General features: G+C 41.6%; 19 protein-coding genes and 1 tRNA gene. 5 read left to right on the forward strand and 15 right to left on the reverse strand.

What is annotated here, in order from left to right; genetic code table 11:
* Positions 1-226 precede the first annotated feature (226 nt).
* The 3 genes from BVC89_RS29850 to BVC89_RS17440 all read right to left on the reverse strand — a co-directional run bounded on the left by BVC89_RS29850 (position 227) and on the right by BVC89_RS17440 (position 1886).
* On the reverse strand, positions 227-382 hold the full coding sequence (locus BVC89_RS29850; RefSeq protein WP_158658003.1) for a hypothetical protein: 156 nt from the start codon (positions 380-382) through the stop codon (positions 227-229).
* 152 nt (positions 383-534) lie between these two features.
* Positions 535-1215 carry a pentapeptide repeat-containing protein gene (locus tag BVC89_RS17435; RefSeq protein ID WP_086932419.1) on the reverse strand — a complete coding sequence of 227 codons (681 nt, stop codon included), beginning with the start codon at positions 1213-1215 and terminating at the stop codon, positions 535-537.
* Between the two features lie 152 nt (positions 1216-1367).
* Positions 1368-1886: a hypothetical protein gene (locus BVC89_RS17440; RefSeq protein ID WP_086932420.1), complete on the reverse strand. Its 519-nt coding sequence runs from the start codon at positions 1884-1886 to the stop codon at positions 1368-1370.
* Positions 1887-2869: 983 nt separating this feature from the next.
* On the opposite strand from BVC89_RS17440, the gene BVC89_RS17445 reads away from it, so the two are divergent.
* From BVC89_RS17445 to BVC89_RS17460, 4 genes are all read left to right on the forward strand, one after another.
* A complete protein-coding gene (locus tag BVC89_RS17445; RefSeq protein ID WP_086932421.1) occupies positions 2870-3556 on the forward strand; it encodes a response regulator transcription factor in 687 nt (228 codons plus the stop codon).
* Positions 3553-4926, forward strand: a complete 1374-nt coding sequence (locus BVC89_RS17450; protein ID WP_086932422.1) for a sensor histidine kinase — start codon at positions 3553-3555, stop codon at positions 4924-4926. Before BVC89_RS17445 ends, BVC89_RS17450 begins: the two co-directional genes overlap by 4 nt.
* Before the next feature lie 121 nt (positions 4927-5047).
* Complete coding sequence (locus BVC89_RS17455) at positions 5048-7135, forward strand: TonB-dependent receptor (protein ID WP_086932423.1); 2088 nt, start codon at positions 5048-5050, stop codon at positions 7133-7135.
* 229 nt (positions 7136-7364) lie between these two features.
* Positions 7365-7922: a hypothetical protein gene (locus tag BVC89_RS17460; RefSeq protein ID WP_086932424.1), complete on the forward strand. Its 558-nt coding sequence runs from the start codon at positions 7365-7367 to the stop codon at positions 7920-7922.
* A 50-nt stretch (positions 7923-7972) separates the two neighbouring features.
* Here BVC89_RS17460 and BVC89_RS17465 read toward each other — a convergent pair whose 3' ends face one another.
* From BVC89_RS17465 to thrS, 11 genes are all read right to left on the reverse strand, one after another.
* Complete coding sequence (locus tag BVC89_RS17465) at positions 7973-8443, reverse strand: nuclear transport factor 2 family protein (RefSeq protein ID WP_086932425.1); 471 nt, start codon at positions 8441-8443, stop codon at positions 7973-7975.
* A 974-nt stretch (positions 8444-9417) separates the two neighbouring features.
* A tRNA-Pro gene (locus BVC89_RS17470) sits at positions 9418-9494 on the reverse strand.
* 47 nt (positions 9495-9541) lie between these two features.
* Positions 9542-9898 carry a MerR family transcriptional regulator gene (locus BVC89_RS17475; protein WP_086932426.1) on the reverse strand — a complete coding sequence of 119 codons (357 nt, stop codon included), beginning with the start codon at positions 9896-9898 and terminating at the stop codon, positions 9542-9544.
* Positions 9879-10205 (reverse strand): integration host factor subunit alpha, encoded by a 327-nt coding sequence (ihfA, locus tag BVC89_RS17480; protein ID WP_425428316.1) that lies wholly within the window; start codon positions 10203-10205, stop codon positions 9879-9881. Before ihfA ends, BVC89_RS17475 begins: the two co-directional genes overlap by 20 nt.
* Positions 10189-12558 carry a phenylalanine--tRNA ligase subunit beta gene (gene pheT / locus BVC89_RS17485; RefSeq protein ID WP_086932427.1) on the reverse strand — a complete coding sequence of 790 codons (2370 nt, stop codon included), beginning with the start codon at positions 12556-12558 and terminating at the stop codon, positions 10189-10191. The genes ihfA and pheT overlap by 17 nt, the downstream gene beginning before the upstream one ends.
* 106 nt (positions 12559-12664) lie before the next feature.
* Entirely contained in the window at positions 12665-13999 is a 1335-nt protein-coding gene (locus tag BVC89_RS17490; RefSeq protein ID WP_086932428.1) for a UDP-glucose dehydrogenase family protein, read from the reverse strand.
* Between the two features lie 94 nt (positions 14000-14093).
* Positions 14094-15107 (reverse strand): phenylalanine--tRNA ligase subunit alpha, encoded by a 1014-nt coding sequence (gene pheS / locus BVC89_RS17495; RefSeq protein WP_086932429.1) that lies wholly within the window; start codon positions 15105-15107, stop codon positions 14094-14096.
* Between the two features lie 130 nt (positions 15108-15237).
* Complete coding sequence (gene rplT / locus BVC89_RS17500) at positions 15238-15597, reverse strand: 50S ribosomal protein L20 (protein WP_086932430.1); 360 nt, start codon at positions 15595-15597, stop codon at positions 15238-15240.
* Positions 15598-15639: 42 nt separating this feature from the next.
* The gene (gene rpmI / locus BVC89_RS17505) at positions 15640-15834 is read right to left on the reverse strand and encodes a 50S ribosomal protein L35 (protein ID WP_086932431.1); all 195 of its coding nucleotides are present in this window, start codon (positions 15832-15834) and stop codon (positions 15640-15642) included.
* Between the two features lie 149 nt (positions 15835-15983).
* Positions 15984-16550, reverse strand: coding sequence for a translation initiation factor IF-3 (gene infC, locus BVC89_RS17510; protein WP_425428396.1), 567 nt, complete (start codon positions 16548-16550; stop codon positions 15984-15986).
* A 60-nt stretch (positions 16551-16610) separates the two neighbouring features.
* Positions 16611-18533 carry a threonine--tRNA ligase gene (gene thrS, locus BVC89_RS17515; RefSeq protein WP_086932433.1) on the reverse strand — a complete coding sequence of 641 codons (1923 nt, stop codon included), beginning with the start codon at positions 18531-18533 and terminating at the stop codon, positions 16611-16613.
* A gap of 1144 nt (positions 18534-19677) precedes the next feature.
* Between thrS and BVC89_RS17525 the strand changes: the two genes are divergently transcribed.
* Entirely contained in the window at positions 19678-21240 is a 1563-nt protein-coding gene (locus tag BVC89_RS17525; protein WP_086932435.1) for a glycoside hydrolase family protein, read from the forward strand.
* A gap of 237 nt (positions 21241-21477) precedes the next feature.
* Here BVC89_RS17525 and fadA read toward each other — a convergent pair whose 3' ends face one another.
* Complete coding sequence (gene fadA / locus BVC89_RS17530; protein WP_086932436.1) at positions 21478-22656, reverse strand: acetyl-CoA C-acyltransferase FadA; 1179 nt, start codon at positions 22654-22656, stop codon at positions 21478-21480.

Raw genomic sequence — 22656 nt, forward strand, 5'->3', positions numbered from 1 at the left:
ATTATGATCAGCAATTAATAAGAAAACTTTCCATCGCGCCTCCCAGGACTAGGCCAAACTTACCGCGACAAAAAGAGGTGAAATACGCACAGCCGACAAATTAATATTGCTTCCGGTATATATCGAATAGTTGAGATGCCAAATCCTCCATAGTACTTCCTTCATCAGGTTCAAAGCTTACTGCAAGATTTTCTAGCATATCCTTAAGAGCATCGGAGGGGCCATCTTAATCATGGTTTAAAGCCCCTACTGTTGGGGCTAAATCCATTTGCTTAATCGTATCTAATATTAGCTCTGTGGCTTTCTCTATATTTTCGGCATCTTTTTGATTATTTCTAGTCATACCCTTTAGCCAATGAGAGTTTTTCAATTCACTCATCATTTCTGAAAAGGTAGCCTCTGGTGCTGCGTCGTTATCTCTATCTTAAGAATGAGAGCACGCAAATAGTTTTGTAATAATAGGGATTATGTTTTCAGAAAATTTTTCAAAATTTTCCTCATACGTGTAATTGACATTGAAGTTTGCAACGTCATCTATGTCAACCTGTTCACACTATAATTTTCTGTTAGGTTTTGTACTTCAAGTCCAAATAAACGTTTCTGCATCTCAACATCGATTAAGGCACCACTAAAATCAGCGGGATCTAAATCGACATTATCAAAAACAGCACCACGCAAATCAGCACCATTAAAATCAGTCCCAATTAACACAGCCTTAGAGAAATCCGCACCGCGTAAGTCGGCATCGATAAACTTTGCATGATTTAAATTTGCGCAACTAAAATCAGCGCCACGTAGCTGACAAAAGCTGATATCCGCCTTCATCATATGAGCACCGGCAAAACTTACACGATGAAAAATATTATCGATTAACGAGGCACTATTAAAGTTTGATTCTTCAAAACTGCAGCTACTAATCGTACAATTTTCGATAATAGCTTTTTGATAGTTGGCAGCAGCTGATGAAACATTATCAAACTGACACAAGCGCATTTTTGCTTTTTCAGCGTTAACATGATCCAGTGCCACCTGAGAAAGTCGACAATTACGCCAGTCAATTTCATGCATATCTGCTTGTTTTAGGTTGGTGTTTTTAATTGTGAAATCATAAACGCGTAAACAATTAAAATCAGCCCGCAAATAATCACACCCTTCAAGTATTTGTGATCTTATTAGGTGTAATTGTTTAATAGCTTGTATAAAGTCTATTGTCATATTCAACTTACTCTCTGATAAGTTAAAAAAGATATGAGTTGATTTTTCTCTATCTAAACCAGCACTCCCTCAACTAAGTACTTGGGAAGATACCGACATTCGATATCAAAAGTCGTGCCACTGTCATAAGCCATAGCACATAAGCCGACAATTCAATAGGAGATGTACAAATGTGCCAGATAATTATCACTTGCTTGCCTCGATATAGCGTAATGACCTCGCAAAGCATCACACGCGGCATTAACTATTTTATTTTTCTTTTCAAATAGAACCGCTTCTGCCAATTGAACTAAAGGTATACCTTTTATACGTCCCCTTTCGGGAAATAATGTCGCTACACAGGCCTCATCTAATGCAACCGTCAACAGTTTTTGTGCTTCGTTGGGGTCATCGTCAAATACCATTAAGGCTCGGGCTAACGTGATATGATAATGGTTATACGTCCCTTCGAAGTTGTATAGGTGGTAATCGTACAGTGTTTTTATTGCCACGCTATCCCTAAGAATTAAAGAAATTCCACAGACTGACAACCAGTGGAGAGCCGCATTAAAGTCACTGGTACCGCCGGGTAAATGGAGCTCATACCTGTCTAAACTAAAGTTAGCCGTTTCTGTAGGATTGGCATTACCGCGAATAAACCAGCGCAATATCCGCTGAAAATTTACATACATCACGCGCTAGGTTATCAGATTGCTCACAATAGCTTACATCCAATTTATCTGCGTTCAATTTAATGCAATAACACAGGGACTCCGCAAATAAACGAATATATGAATAAACAATAATTTTCACAGGTCTAACTCCTTTTAACCTAAAGCAACAATAGCAAATGATTTTTATATAGATGATTTTCTATATAATTTTTTGAATATTCAATTCAGCAATAAGTTGGTATAAATATTATTATGAGAATAAATAAACGATATTAAAAACATATACAAAATTACTGCATCACCTATCACCTAATATTTATCAAAAAGCTTTCGGCGACAAAATTTCCAACGAAATATGATTAACACTGGAAAATACTAAACAAGTTACCATCTTACTAAAAACAAGATAAATAAACAGATTTTTTACTATGTTTTTTTAATAATTTGACTTATTTCTATGAATTACTAAATATTTCTTATTGTGCAAATATTTCAAAAATTAATTTAGCGACAATGCCTCACTTATATTTCAATGGTAAGACATATTTATTGCAGTATTTACTATGAAGTATTCCATATACTAAAAACATAAACTAAATGATTTTGTTAATTATAATTTTCATACACCCTTATCAAATATACCTTAATGGTTTCTCTGGTGCTGTATTTGTAAAATCGCCACTATAATTTCACATATACAATGTCATGATAAATAATACTTTTAACCTGACAGCTCAATATATCGTACTGATATATTGAGCCCTCATCTCTTAACACACAGCGCCATTGTACGAAATAGCTTGATTACAAATTTTTGTATGCACAAGTGTAGAAAGGAACTCAATGAGAATTCAGCATACGTCATAAAAGCTTACCATAACAATGCTTCTTTATATCCATGCAGGCTAATATGACACACACAAATGAAAATGATAAGTGTTTACATTTAGCATCAATTATTTATAATACAGACTAAGAAAACTAGCAATAGAAATATCTTAATGAAGGCAACCAATATTCTCATTATTGAAGATGACGCAGAACTCAATAAGCAGCTGGGAGATCTTTTACACAGCCAAGGCTATTTAGTTGATCAATGCCAAGATGGTGAAGAGGGCCTTAGACTAGCCATTGAAAAACAACAGCACCTTATTTTACTTGACGTAATGCTACCTGAGCGTGATGGGTTTTCAGTTTTGAATGTACTCCGAGAATCGCGCCAAACACCAGTTATTATGTTAACAGCAAAGGGGGCCGAAGAAGAGCGCATAAAAGGATTTACATGTGGAGCTGATGATTATCTAGCAAAACCTTTTAACACCACTGAATTACTATTGCGTATTGAAGCCTTATTACGCCGCAGTTACAACGAAGTTAGTAACAGCAAAACCATTTATTTAAATCACGATGGCCTTTATATGGATCGCCTAAAACAAAAGGCACACATCCATGATGAGACACTGGAACTGACGCCGGTGCAATTTAAGCTGCTATGGATTTTAGTATCGTTAAAGGGAGAAACTCTTAGTAAAGCCTACCTGTATCAAGCGGTATTAAATCGTACATTTAGTGCATATGATCGCAGCATAGATATGCATTTGAGCCGAGTTCGCAAAAAACTTATAAATGCTAATTGGTGTGGGGAACGCCTACAAACAATACATGGGAAAGGCTACCGTTTGGTATGAATCGACGTCTACTATGGAAATTATGCCTAACAATTACTATGGGCACCGTCGCCTTATTTTATGTTATTAATGTATTAACATCTCGCACTGAAGAAGGCATGAGTTTTCTCGCAAAAGAAGATCGCAAGCAGCTAATAAATTGGGGACGCAAAGCAGAAAAACTCTATTTATCAGGTGACTACAAAGCTTTACGTCAGTGGCTAGATACGCTACAAAAACAAGAATCAACTTGGGCTTCAGTGGTTACATCTGAACTTACCAGCATCGCCGGCAACTCACTAAACGAGCGCTTTCATGAAGGCTTCTGGCTTGGCAGAAGTGTCGATTGGAAGATTCATTTGTACTTCCAAGAAAATCCTATTATGGAAGTGACCTTTAATAAAGGCGGCATTAATAACCATGTTAAAAATAAAAACATTCACTTTTTAATACTACTACCGCAACGCATGCGACCAGGAATATATTGGGGATACACTAGCGTCGCGTTACAAATCATTTTACCCATGATCCTACTTACTCTACTTTCTATTATCTTGTATCGTCATATCATGACACCGTTGCAGAAAATGAAGGTTGCGACAAAAGATTTTAGCCAAGGAAAATTTGATGTTCGTGTACGACAATTGCTTGGTAATCGTAGTGACGAACTTACCGAACTGGCCAATACTTTTGACCAAATGGCCACGCGTATTGGTGAATTGATTATCAACCAAAGGCAACTAATATCAGACCTTTCCCATGAACTGAGAACACCGCTGACACGCTTAGATGTTGCACTGGAAAACTTAAATAGTAGTGGTCACATGCAGCCTAAACATAGTGAGAGAATACGACGTGAATCGCAGCACATTCGCAAATTAGTTGACGATACATTAACCCTAGCATGGCTTGAAAACGAACGACCAAACTTACATGGGGAAACACTAGACTTAGTAGACCTCTTGGATGTACTAGTAGAGGATGCGCAATTTGAATTTGCCGACCGTATTCTATCTTCACAGCTACCTAATACTGCGCCTTTATATAACAGCAATCACAGAGCAGTGGGGCAAGCGTTGGAAAACATTATTCGCAATGCACTGCGTCACACCCCCGCCGGCAAAGAAGTAAAGGTTGTTCTGCAATCCTCACCTTCTCATCATACTATCACTATTGATGATCAAGGACCTGGAGTTGCGAAAGAATATCTAAAGTCAATTTTTCGGCCGTTTTTCAAGATAAATACAACGCTCAATGATTCTTCTGACAGCTTCGGTCTAGGCCTTGCTCTGGCACAAAGACAATTGGCAGCAGTAGGCGGCCACGTAAAACCAGAGAACCTCACCAAAGGTGGTTTAAGAATGACTGTTACCTTACCAAGTTCATATTAACCACAGCCCTGCTTGATTGTAACAATTGTAAATTTCCTATGCTTTCCTTTGCAAATGATAATAATTATCAATTTTATTTGATAGCACCATTGTTTGACAGCATTATTGAAGGATAAGCCATATGCCTAGAGGCCTGAACTCTATATTTTCTAAGAAAATACCCTACTTTACCCTAGCTAAAGCAATATCTCTTGTACTAATAAGTAACCGAGTTTATGCCGATATAGCTCAAGCTCAAAGCACCGAGCAAAACCATAATATTGAGACAGTCACCGTGGTGGGGAGTACGACTAACTCGGTGATCACACCAGAGGAATTGAACAAGTACCAGGCCAATGATCTAGCGGATGTATTTCGTTATATCCCTTCAGTATCTGTGGGAGGTTCTCTCGGTATTGCCCAGAAAATTTACGTTCGTGGTATGGAAGATACTTTACTTAATATTACAGTAGACGGCGCACTGCAAACTGGCACACTGTTTCATCATATCGGTCGGGTATCGATTGAGCCTGAGTTGCTAAAGCAAGTAGAGGTACAAGCTGGAGCTGGAGAAGCCACTAGCGGAGCCGGTGCAATAGGTGGCGCAATACGTTTTCAAACAAAGGATACTGACGACTTACTAGATGAAGGCCAAAACATAGGCGGCTTAATAAAAGCAGGGTATTTTAGTAATGACGGCTACAGAGCTAGCACATCAGTTTACGGACGAGTCAATGATAACTGGGGATTATTAGCCTCATACGTCCATGTTGACCGAGACAATATGGAAGATGGCAACGGTAATGAATTGTTCGGGACATCGGCAAAACAAACACTGGCTTTCGTTAAAACTAGTGGCGCCATTGGAGATTTGCAAAAACTGACGTTCAGTTACGAGCAGCGTGAGGAAAACGGCGATTTTGGAGCCAGGCCAAACTGGCCAACCTTGGCCAGTGCGCCTCTATTTCCCATAAATGCCAAACGTCAAACACTAGTGGCCAACCACCATTTTGACTTAAATGATCTTGTTAATTTAAAAACAACTTTCTACAACACCAAGGCCGAGGTGGAACAAGATAGGTTTGATCGCTGGGGGCTTTACGGTGCAGAAATAAAAACCTTTGGCTTCGATATTCGTAACACCAGTGTTATAGATAAAAATACTATTACTTATGGTATCGACTATCGAGATGACTCGGTAGTGAGTCAATACCTGGCTGAGAGTTCGGTATGGATGCCATGGGCATGGAACCCTCAGGTAGGCCGGTTCGAAGAAGAAGGCCAAGTCCAAGGTGCCTACGTGCAAAACCATTGGCAATACAATAATAATGTATTGATGAGTTTTGGCCTGCGCTACGATCACTATGAGTTAGAACAAATTACCTACCAAGACGAGACCAGCAGCGACGGTTTCAGCCCTAATATTGGGTTAGTTTACAACCTCCACCCGCAATGGGAATTAACTGTAGGTTACGCGGAAGCTTTGCGAGGAAAAGAAGTGGGCGACGCCTTTACTCTAGAAAGAGCTACTGACCGTATTTCTTTTACGTCAGAACTTGAAGCAGAAACGGTAGCAAATACTGAAATGGGTTTACGTTACAACAATGGTAACCTGGATGTTCTTGCCTCTGTATACCATACAGAAATAGATGATGTTATTCTCGATCAACTCGGCCGCGGCCCTGTACCGCAAGCAGGAACTTATTATGAAAACGTTGGTACACTCGAAACTTACGGTTTTGAGCTTAATGCCAGTTATCAATGGAACAACTTAAGTATCACAGCTTCATACAGTAATAATGACTCGGAATTAAATAATAATACTGTGGAAGGTTATGAGCATATTGGCTTAGCGAATGCCAGAGGTGATACTTGGAATATAGATCTTATATATACAGTTTCAGATACACTAGAATTAGGCTGGAATCTTATTTATGTGGAAGAACTGGCGAATATTGAAGTGCTTCAACGTGCGGTAGAAATTGGTTGGATAGATACAACACAATACGTCCATAAGCCAACATATAGTACCCATGATGTTTACCTACAATGGTTACCATGGGCAAATGAAAGATTGATTTTTAACCTTGCCATACAAAATCTCTTTAATAAGCAGTATCGCGATCACTCAAGTGTTGCAGACTATAATCATATTCCCGGCTGGGAAGGCATTGCAGGATTATACGAGGCTGGCAGAGATATTCGATTGTCGAGCTCATTTCGTTTTTAAAAACATCGAGCATGCACCTGTTGTAAGGTGAAAAAGTTCAGCGGTAGTGAATGAATAACAAATAATATTTAGTTTTCACTATCGCATCTAACTGCTACACCTAACTATCTCACAAAGTTGTTAGGCAAAACTATGCACAGCAGTTCAAACAAGATCTAACATAGCCAAGCAAAACATGGCGATCTTATTTGGTTAAAATTAATATAAATGATGAAAATTAGTTAAAAGTATGAAACCTAAAATACGTTTATGGTGGATATTATCTCATGCTTATTTGGCATGTTTTTTTCTACCAATCACTCTACTTTACACCGCTACAGGCGTGCTTTACTTATTTGATATAAAAGGTGGTGTAAAAGCGACTTATCAATATGATATCACACTCCAACGCCCCTGGCCTGCATCATCACAAGAAGCAGCTCAATTGATAACACCTTACTTAGATAAAAATAATCATCCATCACTACCCGAGGGCTATTATTTCGAACATGAGAGTCATAGTTGGTATGGCTTTAAACAAGAGGTAATTTTATCATCCGATGAAAAAAAAACGCAGGCTCAATTAGTTATTAGAGAACATGACTTATGGCATCAATTTTTACTCATACACAAAGGCCATGCAGGAAAAATATTTTGGTTTTTCGGCATACTATTGGGAGTAAGTTTGGCTTTTAGTTTGATAAGTGGTGTGGTACTGGCCTTTAATATTGCCAAATTCAAAAACAATGCTATCTTGTCAATCGCACTAGGACTTGCCACTTTAGTGTTTATATTTCTCCTAGAGTAGATAAGAATAACTTATCTCTAGAGCTTTTTTAAATCATATTAATGACCACATTACTTCGCCGGTGCATCATGGAAAGAAGCCCGTTTCCATTTTCCTTGCTGCTTTACCCATAAATGAGTAAAGCGAATATCGACATTAAACGGCTTATCAGCGCTAATCCCTTTTGCAATATTTCTTCCAGTGACAACAGCGGAATTTTGGTAAATGATAATACTAAGGTCTTCGGTCAGATAACTATCATATTTTAATTGTCCTGACTTTACTGCGTCCTGACGGCTTCCAATCCATTTTAACCAGCTTGCTTTGTTAAAAGCCTTGTTACCAGAATTGGTATGTAAATACTGTTCAGTTAACAAGTTGTCTAAAGTTGCAACATCGGCTTGCATAAAAGCCTGATTAAAGTTTTTAATGGCTTGATGCAGTTCAGTCTCTGGATATTTATTTTGAGAATAAACAGGCATTTGTAATAAAAATAGAATAATTCCTGCTAGCCATGCAAAGCATTGTGTATATTTTCTCACTGTTAAGCCTATTGAAATTATAAGTTAGAGCACTCGCAAAAAGCATAGGTTAATTGTACACCATTAAAAACCTATGCCTATAGGCTCTAAATATCACTATTAAACGCTATTAGATAATACAGAGTAGACGTTCTAAACCGTTTACTCGCGGCAAACGCGTAGATAATCATGTTTTCTCCATGACCTCAAAAATATTAAGCTAAAAGCTAGGGCATAAAGAAAAATGACATCAGATGGCAAAGGACAAATTTTTATTGGGTCAACCTTATACACTTCTCGCTATCCTGGGCGGCTGCGTTGTATAAAGTCGCTCCAGGCGATTTAATTATCAGTCACTTCCTGTGACTGATCCTACGGATTGCCGCGCAACCAAAATCGCTCCAGGCGATTTTAGGAACCGGATCTAAGAACATGTTCGACAGTTCCAGCAGACATAAAAAAAGCCGTCCTAAAGGACATGAAGAAGAATTGCAAAGAAGGTTGCGGCCGGATTGCATGAGGCGCGTCCTGCGCCTCACCCCATAGCGAGAAGTGTACAAGGGGGCACAAAGAAAAACGATGGATTTTGGTATCTGATTAGACGCTTATTGCTGTTCATAGTGCATCTATGAGCAGCAATAAGCAACGACATCAGATGGCAAAGGACAAGTTTTTATTGGGTCAACCTTGTACGCTTCTCGCTATCCTGGGCAGCTACGCTGTGTAAAATCGCTCCCGGCGATTTTAGGAACCGGATCTAAGAACACGTCCGACAGTTCCAGCAGACATAAAAAAAGCCGTCCTAAAGCACATGAAGAAGAATTGCAAAGAAGGTTGCGGCCGGATTGCATGAGGCGCGTCCTGCGCCTCACCCTACGGGCAGCTGCGCTGTGTAAAATCGCTCCCGGCGATTTTAGGAACCGGATCTAAGAACACGTTCGACAGTTCCAGCAGACATAAAAAAAGCCGTCCTTTAGGACGGCTTTTTTTATGTCTGGTCGGAGCGGCCGGATTTGAACCGACGACCACTTGACCCCCAGTCAAGTGCGCTACCAGGCTGCGCTACGCTCCGAAAGAGTTGGCCATCATACGTATTAGTATTTGAATTGCAAGAAGATTTTACGTTTTTAGTACGGCTAAGACCTCTTCTAGCTCAACGATCATCTTCTTAACCAATTCGTTGTACGCTTCTGCCTCACTTTTAGGCGCTTCACCACTCATTTGCTGCCTTGCACCACCAATGGTAAACCCTTGATCGTAAAGGAGTGAGCGAATCTGACGGATGGTAACAACATCCACACGCTGGTAGTAACGCCTATTACCACGGCGTTTCACCGGCTTTAATTGGGGAAATTCCTGTTCCCAGTAACGCAATACATGAGGTTTTACTGCGCAAAGCTCGCTCACCTCACCAATGGTAAAGTAGCGCTTCCCTGGAATTGCAGGTAGTTCGTCGTTATGACTGGGTTCCAGCATATGCCTCGACTCGTGCTTTTAGTTTTTGCCCTGGTCTAAATGTAACCACCCTTCTTGCCGTAATGGGAATCTCTTCTCCCGTTTTGGGGTTACGACCAGGCCGTTGTTTTTTGTCACGCAAATCAAAATTACCGAAGCCTGAGAGTTTAACCTGTTCATTGCTCTCAAGTGAATCTCTAATTTCCTCGAAAAATAATTCAACAAGCTCTTTGGCTTCACGTTTATTGAAACCAAGTTCTTCATAAAGTTTCTCAGCCAAGTCTGCTTTGGTGAGAGAAACAATAAAATTGTTATCTAAGTCTTGCATCAAATTGTTCCTCCAACCGCTTCACAACAGAAGCCATTGGGTTATTTATTTCTTCCTCATTAAGAGTGCGCGAAGGATGCTGAAACGTCAAGTTAAATGCTACACTTTTTCTTTGTGGATCAATACCTTCGCCGCTATATACGTCAAAGACCTTTAAGTTTTTTAGATATTCTCCCGCTTGTCGTGTGATACATATCTCAAGCTCGCTGACAGGTAGTTCACGCGGCACTAAAACAGCCAAGTCTCTACTTACCTCTGGAAACTTTGAAATAGCCTCAAAAGCCGCCACATGGCTTTCCAGAATGTCATCTAAGGTTAGTTCAAAGACATAGACCGACTTGGGAATCTCAAGTTCTTGTGTGACACCAGGATGTAACGCGCCAATATAACCTACTACCTTATCTTCTATTAAGATCTCAGCAGTTTGCCCCGGATGCAAGGCCGTTCGTTGCGTTGCCTGAAATGTTATGGGTTTCCCACAGAATGAAAGTATCGACTCCACATCACCCTTGATATCATAAAAATCAACATCTCGTTTGTCTGCATTCCAATCTAATGCCGCTCTGGCACCATAGATTAAGCCGGATAAGCCTCTAGTCTGCTGTAATCCATTGGCATCTGGGATAAAGCGCAAGCCTTTTTCAAAAATACGCACACGGCTTTTTTGACGATTGATATTGTGCAACAAGGTGCTAACAAGCCCCGGCACAATAGATGTACGCATCACAGCCATATCGGCACTTATGGGATTCAATAGCTCAGTGGGTGTCGACTTATCGTCAAACATCTTTTGCAACTTAGGATCGATAAAGCTGTAGGTTATAACTTCTTGATACCCTCTGCCCACCAGCTGCCTTTCGATAGACGATACACTTACTTGTGTTTCAGTGACTCTTGGCAAGGTAGCATCCAATTTTACCGGGGCAATAGGCAGGCGGTTGTAGCCATAAATGCGCGCCAGCTCTTCTAACAAATCCTCTTCAATCGCCACATCAAAACGATAGCTAGGTGCCTTAAACGACCAACCATTATTGTCCTTACCTTCCAGTAGAAAACCAAGGCGATCAAAGATATCTTCAACATCGGAAGCTTCCATGGCCATGCCTAGACCTGACTCAATACGCTTACGAGATAGGGTAACGCTCTTGGGCTGTGGCAACGCATCGCTATCGACGACAACTGTTGGGCCAGCTTCACCACCAACAATATCCAAGACAAGTTGCGTGGCACGTTCTAATACGTTATGCGCTTCCTGATAATCTACGCCGCGCTCAAAGCGGTGTGAAGAGTCTGTGTGTAGACCGTAAGATCGGGCGCGGCCTGCAACAGCTAAAGGATTAAAAAAGGCACTTTCAAGGAAAATATTACGCGTGTTTTCGCTTACCGCAGTAGATGCCCCGCCCATAATACCTGCCATAGCAATGGCACCGGAGTCATCAGCAATAACTAGAGTGTCATCGTTGAGTTTAATATCCTGGCCATCTAAGAGCGATATATCTTCATCCTGTTCGGCCATGCGCACATTAATACCGCCGCTGAGTTTGTCTAGGTCAAAGGCATGCATGGGTTGACCAAGCTCGATAAGCACATAATTGGTAATATCTACTACAGGGTCAATACTGCGTAAGCCACAGCGTCTCAACTTTTCTTGCAGCCAAAGAGGACTGGACTTACTAATATCGATATTTTTGATGACACGACCAACATAGCGAGAACAGGCCTCTGACGCTGACAAAGTTACGGCTTTAGTATCGCTAATACTCGAGGAAACTGGATCAAGACATGGTGCAGTAACTTCCGCTTTATTGAGCACGCCCACTTCACGCGCCAAGCCTCGCAGGCTCAAACAATCTCCTCGATTAGGCGTTAGATCCACTTCTAAAATCTTATCATCAAGAGATAGATACTCTCTTAGGTCTTGCCCCGTGGGTGCATCTGTAGGCAATTCCCACAATCCATCATTATCGTCCCCTACTTGCAATTCAGTCTGCGCACACAGCATACCGAAAGACTCAACACCGCGAAGCTTGGCTTTTTTAATTTTGAAATCGCCGGGCAGTTTCGCGCCCACCAAAGCAAAAGGTATTTTTATGCCTGGTCGTGCGTTTGGTGCACCACATACCACCTGCATATCCCCCTCGGGAGAACCGGCAACACGACAAACCTTTAGCTTATCGGCATCGGGATGTTGTTCAGCACTTAAAATCTCACCAACCACAACATTTGAAAATTCACCTGCAACAGCCTCAACACTATCAACCTCTAACCCAGCCATAGTGATCTGGTCAACCAGCTCTTGCGTTGAAATTTCTGGGTTTACCCATTCTCGTAGCCATGCTTCGCTAATTTTCATGAAAAAACTCTAGTTCCTGTTGGTTAAGGTATTAACAGTTAAGTTATTAATAAGTGAATACCTATATGTTATTTATTCGTCTTAAAACACCAAGTGCGCACGCGTCTTAATGTTTAATTTGAGGGCGGCCAATACTGTAATGGGTGAAGCCCTTGTCAACCATTAACTCTGGCTCATACAAATTACGACCATCAAATACAATCTTATTTTTTAACAATCTGGCAATGTTGTCCCAATCTGGCGAACGAAATGCGGACCACTCAGTGCAAACAACCAAAGCATCAGCATCTGCCAAAGCCTCTTCTGAGCGGTCACATAAAATTAGATCATTGCGCTGCCCATAAATGTGACGCGCCTCATCCATCGCTTTAGGATCATAAGCCTTAATAATGACACCGGCATCCCACATGGCTTCCATAAATACTCTCGCTGGCGCCTCACGGATATCATCAGTATTGGGTTTAAATGCAATCCCCCAAAGTGCAATAGTTTTGCCTTTTAAGTCCTCAGCAAAATGCTCTTTAACTTTCTTTACCAGAATTTCTTTTTGAGTGTCGTTAACACTTTCAACAGCACTTAATAACTCCGCCGGCTCATCTACCTCGTTAGCTGTACGTACAAGAGCTTTTACATCTTTAGGAAAGCACGAACCTCCATAACCACAGCCAGGATAGATAAAGTTGTAACCAATACGTGGATCAGAGCCAATCCCCTTTCTCACCAGCTCAATATCGGCATCGAGCTTATCTGCAATCCGGGACAACTCGTTCATAAAGCTGATTTTAGTCGCCAGCATAGCGTTAGCTGCGTATTTGGTTAGCTCAGCAGAGCGAATATCCATAAACATTAGCTTGTCGCGATTGCGATTAAAGGGGGCATATAACTCGCGCATAAGTTTTTCCACTTTGGCAGATTCTGCACCGACAATAATTCGATCGGGTTTCATAAAATCACCAACAGCAGCACCTTCCTTTAAAAATTCAGGATTGGAAGCAACATCGAAGAGTATGTCAGTATTCCGTTTTGCAAGAGCTTCACTCACAGTATTCTTTACTCGGTCAGCACTGCCGACCGGCACTGTGGATTTATTGACAATGAGCCGATAATCCTGCATGTGTTCACCTATCGACTTGGCCACTTGCAACACATAACGTAGATCTGCGGCTCCATCTTCATTGGGTGGTGTGCCAACAGCGATAAAAATTACCTGCGCATATTCCACCGCTTGTTTTGCCTCAGTGGTAAAATGCAGCCGCTCTTCATCGATAGATTGTTGCACGATGACATCCAATCCCGGTTCAAAAATAGGAATAATACCTTGTTTGAGACGACTGACTTTTTCTTCATCAATATCAACACAGGTCACTTGATGACCAGAGTGTGCCAAACATGCTCCTGTCACTAAACCGACATAGCCTGTGCCAAAAATAGATACACGCATTTCTACTTACCCTAACTTTACTTATCCTAAAAATTAGCTAAATGAATTAACTCTCTACTGTCTAGATACCTTGGATTTAAACTTGCAACAGGATTTAAAACTGTTTTAGGTAATCTAAATCATTCTCAAAATTAAGACGCAGATCAGTAATGCCATAGCGCAGCATAGCCAAACGCTCCACGCCCATACCGAAGGCAAACCCCGTATAAATACTCGCATCCACATCACAGGCAGCAAATACATTGGGGTGCACCATGCCGCAACCCATAACTTCAAGCCAACCCGTTTGTTTACATATTCGGCAACCTTCACCGTTGCAATTGGTGCACTGAATATCCACCTCTGCTGAGGGTTCTGTAAATGGAAAGTAGGACGGGCGGAAACGCACGGGCACTTCGGCTTCAAAGAAAGCCTTTAAGAATTGATCCACAGTGCCTTTAAGGTGAGCAAAGCTAATGCCCTTATCTACCACCAAGCCTTCAACCTGATGAAACATCGGGGTGTGGGTGAGATCAGAATCGCAACGATAAACACGACCGGGGCAAATAATATGTATTGGCGGTGTTTTGTTTTTCATTGTACGCACTTGCACCGGTGAGGTATGGGTGCGCAAAACATGTGTATCGTCGATATAAAAGGTATCGTGCATAGCCCTTGCAGGGTGATGCGCGGGAATATTGAGCGCCTCAAAATTATGAAAGTCATCCTCAATTTCAGGCCCCTCTTCCACACTAAAGCCTACTGATGCAAATATGGCTTCTATACGCTGCATGGTACGTGTAATAGGATGCAGGCTGCCTACTTCACTGCTACGCCCTTGCAAACTTACATCAATGGTTTCCGATGCCAACTTAGCTTCGATAGCGGCTTGTTCTAAAAACGTTCGACGCTTGTTAATTTCTTCTTGTACTTGTACTTTAGCCTCATTAATTGCCGCGCCGGCAGCAGGTCGCTCTTCGCTTGAAAGCTTACCTAGCGTTTTCAATAACGCCGTTAATTGGCCTTTCTTACCAAGATAGTTGACACGCACGCTGTCAAGAGCGGCCAGTTCGTCCGCCTGTTTTACTAGTGCGATGGCTTCATCAGTGATTGCGCTGAGATTTTCCATCAAAGTCTCTTTAATTAATTGTCTTGATTTAGTGGGTGATGTTTTTATCGGTAGGCAAGCATACCTGATAAACAAAAAAGGGGAAGAGCCAAAGCGCTTCCCCTAGGTCTCATTTACCAAGTAATGCGATTTATGCAGCGAGTGCATCTTTCGCTTTGGCAACAATTTTACCGAAGGCTGCTTTATCGTGGATCGCTAAATCAGCAAGAACACGGCGGTCTAATGCAACGTCTGCTTTTTTCAAGCCTGCGATTAGACGACTATAACTCAAACCTTCAGCGCGAGACTGTGCGTTAATACGTGTAATCCACAATGCGCGGAAATTACGCTTTTTAACGCGACGGTCACGATATGCATATTGACCAGCTTTGATAACAGCTTGTTTCGCCACACGAAAAACACGAGAACGTGCTCCGTAGTAACCTTTTGCTGCTTTTAATATTTTTTTATGACGGCGACGCGCCTCTACACCACGTTTAACTCGGGCCATTATTTACTTCCTCAAAAATTAAGATTATCAACAACGCCCAGATTAATCAGCGCGCAACATACGTTTTACAGCAGGAACGTCAGCAGCATTCAACATGTTGGTGCCGCGCAATTGACGCTTACGCTTAGTTGTCATCTTGGTAAGGATATGGCTCTTAAACGCGTGCTTATGCTTAAAACCATTAGCGGTTTTTTTAAAACGCTTAGCAGCGCCACTGTGTACTTTAGCTTTTGGCATTTTTACTTCTCCAATGAAAAAGTTTGCCCGTAGGCAACATATTACTTGAAAGCTCCCAAGGCAGCTAAAAGCCCGGCAGCTCCTGGTTTTGAGCAACATGCAACAGCCTAGCTGTCACTAGTCGCTCAAATTTCTTAACGAGGTTTATCTCAGCCTCTTTTCTTAGGCGCCATCACCATAATCAGTTGGCGACCTTCCATTTTAGGATACTGTTCTACTGTTGCTAAGTCCTGAAGATCCGATTCAATTCGTTTCATCATCTCCATGCCCAACTCTTGGTGAGCCATCTCGCGGCCACGATACCTGAGTGAGACCTTAGCTTTATCGCCATGCTCAATAAAACGTGTCAGAGCCTTCAGCTTAACCTTGTAATCACCCTCTTCTGTGCCTGGGCGAAACTTCATTTCTTTAACTTGCTGTTGCTTCTGTTTTTTTCGAGCAGCAGCCTTCGACTTTTTCGCTTCAAATACATGCTTACCATAATCCATTATTTTGCATACTACCGGATCTGCATCGGGCACGATTGCCACCAGATCCAGCGCATCGGCCTGCGCCTGAGCGAGAGCATCAGCGATTGGAACAATGCCAACCTGCCCTCCATCTTTTCCTATTAAACGCACTTGTGCAGCGTCTATTTGATCATTAATTGCCGGTTTTTTAGAACGCCCTTTATTGGCATACTCTCGATTACTGATAGTTAATATCTCCAGAATTATTTATATGACAAAAACAAACGATCTCACCACCATCGTTACCTTTCTATTAAAATCTAGTCCTTAACTAGATTTACGTCCACGCTTTTCAATATCATCATTCAAGCGCTCGACAAAAGCTTCAATGGAGAGTGTTCCAAGATCTTCTCCGCCACGTGCACGCACCGCAACGGTATTGTTCTCAAGTTCTTTGTCACCCACAACTAGCAGATAAGGAACTCTTTGCATAGTGTGCTCGCGAATTTTAAAGCCGATCTTTTCATTTCTCAAGTCACAAATGGCACGAAACCCTTGATTTCTCAAGGAATCTTTCACTTTTTCTGCATATTGTGCCTGATTGTCAGTAATATTTAGCACAACAACCTGCTCTGGTGCCAGCCAAGTGGGAAAAGAGCCTTCATATTCTTCTATTAATATGCCGAGAAAGCGCTCAAAAGAACCTAAAATCGCGCGATGCAACATCACAGGCACCTGACGCGAGCCATCTTCCGCCACAAACTGAGCAGACAACCTTCCAGGCATTGAGAAGTCTACCTGAATAGTGCCACATTGCCATACTCTGCCCAAACAATCTCGCAGTGAAAACTCAATCTTAGGGCCATAAAACGCCCCTTCCCCAGGCAGTAATTGCCAGTCCAGTTTCTTGGCATCTAATGCATCAGACAAAGCCTTCTCTGCCTTATCCCATACCTCATCGCTACCCACACGCTGCTCTGGACGTGTTGACAGGCGGATAATCACTTCATTAAAACCAAAGTCTTTGTAGACTTCGAATAACAAGTCGGTAAAGATGGAAACTTCATCTTGAATGGCATCTTCAGAGCAGAAAATATGCCCGTCGTCTTGCGTAAAGCCTCTCACCCTCATTAAACCTTGCAATGTGCCAGAAGCCTCATTTCTATGGCACGAACCGAACTCAGCAAAACGCAAAGGCAAATCGCGATAACTTTTTAAGCCCTGATTAAACACCTGTACATGACAAGGACAGTTCATAGGCTTAATCGCATAATCGCGGGATTCAGATTCCACAGTAAACATATTGTCTCGGAATTTATCCCAGTGGCCAGATTTCTCCCACAAAGTGCGGTCAACCACTTGTGGTGTTTTAATCTCACTATAGCCATTCTGCCTTTGTACATCACGCATATAGCTTTCTACTGCTGAGTAAATAGCCCAGCCGCGAGGATGCCAAAACACCATTCCCGGTGCTTCTTCTTGCAGATGAAACAGATCAAGCTTTTTGCCCAATTTGCGATGATCTCGTTTCGCCGCCTCCTCTAGAAACTTTAAGTGTTGCTTAAGCTGCTTTTTGTTCGCCCATGCGGTGCCATAAATCCGCTGCAGCATTTTATTATCTGAGTCACCCCGCCAGTAGGCCCCAGAAACACGCATCAGTTTAAAGTGCTCAACAAAACGCATACTAGGTACATGGGGGCCGCGACACATATCGATATATTCTTGGTGGTGATATAGCCCTGGATGATCATCTCGACTGATGTCATCATCCAAAATTTGCATCTTGTATGTCTCGCCGCGCGCCTCAAAGGTATCTCTCGCCTCCTGCCAGCTCACTTTTTTCTTGACCACATCATAGTTAGTAGCAGCCAGCTCTTTCATTCGCGTTTCGAGCTTTTCCAGATCCTCATCTGTTAGCATATGATCTAAATCGATGTCGTAGTAAAAGCCATTCTCAATAGTTGGGCCAATCGCCATTTTTGCATCAGGCCAGAGCTGTTTTAGTGCATGGCCAATTAAGTGAGCACAAGAGTGGCGTATAATTTCTAGCCCATCATCGTCTTTAGCGGTGATGATGGTAAGTTCAGCGTCATCTTGAATGATGTCAGATGCATCAGCTCGTTCGCCATTAATACGGCCAGCAATAGTAGCTTTTGCCAAGCCAGGACCGATATCAGTGGCGACATCTAATACAGAAACAGGTGAGTCAAATTCGCGTTTTGAACCGTCGGGGAGAGTAATTACAGGCATGTAAAAATCCTTAATCAGTGGTGACCCCTACCAAAGGCCACGTGAAAAGTTATGTAAAATCGCTGCTAACTAACCGCTCCTTTGATAAAAACAACATAGAGCTTGAAGCAACGTATCATTTGAGGGCGGGAGTATATTCGCGAACTCACATCAAAGTCCAGCACAGTTGCATAACAGTTAGATACATAGTTGGTTTACCCGAAGATATAGTCTCACGCATACGCCATCCGTTAGAAGCTAGGTCAATGATCCTTTGCTCAGAACTTGATTACAACTTTGACACGTGAAAACCTTAAATAGGAGCCTGGAAATTGGCAAGACTAGCCCAGGCTTATTAGCTCAACGTCTAAGACTGACATGGATACTTTCACTTATTTAAGCCTCGTTTTTAGGCGCTACTTACAAGTCACTAATTATTTATTAGCCATCAAGCAGCAGTTCAGATAAGTGAACACCTTCTACTTTAATTCAGCATGTATATTTCTTTTTATAAGCGATCCGGACAACATCAGCAATTCACTTAAACAGCATATGAGTAATCATCAACAAGTATTAAACTTATCGATTCGACTCTTTCTTATTTAACTTACTCGAGCACTAAAAAATAAAAAAACCTTTCTTCAAATATACAAAAAATACGTTTTTTAAGCTCAACCAAGAAAAATAAAATAGGAGCACATAGCAACATTTTAATTTTTACAATAATACTTAGAATATCTTTTAAAATATAACCACCTACTTTTAAAAACCTCTTCTTAGAATATTTATAAAATAATGTAGGATTTACACCAAGACTATATTTATAGTTAAATCGATATACCATATAAAATAAAATTACATTCTCTTAACACTTCTACACACAAATTCAACTTTAAATTTTGTTAACAAAATATAATTTATAAAAAACAATTAAAAATCACCCCAACCTGCAATAAAGTTTTTAATTGAATCACAAAAAATCATTTCACATAGAACAGGTACTTTACATTCAAACAACTCAGTTTCTATACTCACCTCGGCTCACTGATGTATTCAAAGTGCGTATTGTTATGCGCTATTTATATTTGCGTTCACACGATGTCGCATAACCCCCCTATTAAAATACCTTTAATTTCTCAAAGAGAAATAAAATTGGAATTCCACTATGAATAAGCTACTTAGAAATCATGCTCTTCTAATCATTTTATTTTTTATTACTGGAACAGCTAATGCTGTCGACCAGTGTGACACAACTTCACAATGTCGAACGACATTTGGGGTTTCGGCTACAGATTGTAAAAATAGCCGCAGTAATTCGAGTATTTGTATGTGTGGAAGTGATCGTTGTGATCGCATTGTAGCGCCGACACCTTCTCCCACACCAACACCAATACCAGAACCCACACCTGTGCCAGAACCAGCGCCGTCACCTATTCTCGCTGATCAATGCGATTCTACTCAGCAGTGTCGTAATATTTTTGGATCGATTGCGACAGATTGTAAGAACAGTCGCAGTAATTCAAGTGTTTGCATGTGTGGAAATCAACGCTGTGATAGTATCTCGAACCCAACACCGAGTCCTGCCCCCACATCAACCCCAGTACCAACACCCGATGTAGATCCTACTCCAGGTACAAAAAGACCAGGGGATGCTGGCGTGCGTTTTGATACAAGTAAGTTTGATCCGGATTATCCCCAAATGCGTGAGTGGGTAAAAGCAGGTGTTCGTGGCGGTATTCCTTCGATTGAAACACAATTACAGAAATTCACTGTCACCTTGAATGGGGGTGATGCACAAGACATTATTAACGCGATTAACCGAGTCGCAAATAATGGTGGCGGTGTGGTTTACCTACGCAATGGTAGCTATAACATAAATCGTACGGTGCGATTAAAATCTAATGTTTCCATTATTGGTGAATCTCGCGATGGTGTTATTGCCACTATTCCAAGATCAATGACAGCCAACGCCGGTGCTTTTGAAATGCGGGATATTAGAAACGCAGGCATCTATCGCATGCATATTCGTGGTGCTGGTAATCCACCTAGATATGACTGGAACCTCGGCATTAATGCTAACCACGAACTACGAGGTAATGAAAATATTTCAATATTCATCAAGGGATCTGAAGACTGCTGGGTAACAGACGTAGACATCATTAATAGCTACGACTTCCCTGTAAGGGTTAGTGCAAAACATATAACGTTGAGAGGTCTAAATGTTGACGGCGCTCACAATAAAGCAGGCGGTGCCCAAGGTTATTTCTTTATCTTAGACGGTTATAATTTAATTACACAAAACAAGGTAACTCATCTTCGACATATTTCGCTACAGGGAGATGGTGTGGAATACAATGTGGTATACGATAACGATTTCCAACAAGAAGTAAGTTTCCACGCTGGAGATGATGGCAATAACCTGGTTGAAAACAACCGTATACATTTACCTGCCGACATGCCACCGGCGAATGGTGCGGGCGGCCCAGACTATCGCTGTGTTATGGGCCCCTGGTCGAGCAAACACAGAAATTCAAGAAGAGCCAATTTCCTTTGGAAAAATGACTGTATTCAATTCAACCATGGTGGTAGCCGCCCCCAATCAAGAGATGACGTTGTTTATACAGGGCCGCTCAGAGCGCCAACCAAAGGCCAAGCAGCAGAAGATAATTGGAAAGAAGATACGAACATCCCCAGGCATGGGACACTCTACCCCATTATTCTTGATTAACACTCGTACTCAATCTAGCTAGTACTAAAAGGCCACAAGATTGTTTGTGGCTTTTTAATTTTATTTCTCTATTTTTTATCCAAGGCCGAAAAAAAAATCTACTTAATTCGCGAAGTTTTAAGTTCGATACAGTAAAAAAATTTTAATATGCAAAGATACAAAAACACTAAAATAGTTGCATACAAAAAAGGAGGCTTACGCCTCCTTTTGTTACTACTTACATGATCAGCGCGCTAATTAATTAACACGTTCAACAATTGTTGTAATACCTTGACCAAGGCCAATACACATAGTCGACACACCTAATGTGACATCAGTGTCTCGCATAACATTTAACAAAGTTCCAGTAATACGAGTGCCTGAACAACCGAAAGGATGACCTAGAGCAATAGCACCACCACGCAGGTTAACTTTTTCTTCCATATGATCGAGTAATTCTAAGTCTTTCAATACTGGAAGAGCTTGTGCTGCAAAAGCTTCATTAAGCTCCACTTTGTCAATATCGGCAATGGTTAAACCAGCTCGTTTTAACGCTTTTTGTGTGGAAGGCACAGGACCATAGCCCATGATAGAGGGATCAACTCCCGCTAAAGCCATAGCTTTTATTTTAACAATTGGCTTTAATCCCAACGCTTGTGCACGCTCTGCCGACATAACCAACATCGCTGAAGCACCATCGGTAATCTGAGAAGAGGTACCCGCCGTAACAGTTCCGCCTTTTGGGTTAAAGGCAGGTTTTAATGCGGCCAATCCTTCTTCAGTGGTATCTCTGCGGATGGTTTGGTCGTGCTCCACAAGAATAGGTGCACCATTGTCGTCGTGGCCTATCATTGGAATAATTTCGCGATCAAACTCGCCTTTATCAGTAGCTGCTGCTGCTAGACGATGCGAGCGAGCACCAAATTTATCCATCTGCTCGCGAGTAATACCATGAAGTAAAGATAGATATTCTGCCGTCATACCCATAGACCCAGCGGCTTTAGCTACTGATAAGCCTAGCTGGGGATGAGGGTCAACTTCTTTGTTCATATCTATGTGCCCCATGTGCTCTACCCCACCGACAAGATAGATATCACCTTGATTGGACATAATATTGCCAGCAGCAGTATGCAATGCTGACATTGATGAGCCACATAAGCGGTTAACTGTTTGCGCTGGAACAGTATGAGGGAGGCCTGCGTGCAAAAGTACATTGCGAGCAACGTTAAAGCCCTGCTCACCTCTTTGCATGACACATCCCCAGATAAGATCATCAATTTCTTCTGGATTAATTGCTTCGTTGCGAGCTAATAAGCCATTAATGACATGAGCACTTAAGTCATCAGCACGTACATTGCGAAAACACCCATTTTTCGAACGGCCCATAGGAGTACGGGCAAAATCAACAATTACAACATCTCTTGGATTCAAACTCAC

Origin of the sequence: Agarilytica rhodophyticola, assembly GCF_002157225.2 — a bacterium.
GTDB classification, from domain to species: Bacteria; Pseudomonadota; Gammaproteobacteria; order Pseudomonadales; family Cellvibrionaceae; genus Agarilytica; species Agarilytica rhodophyticola.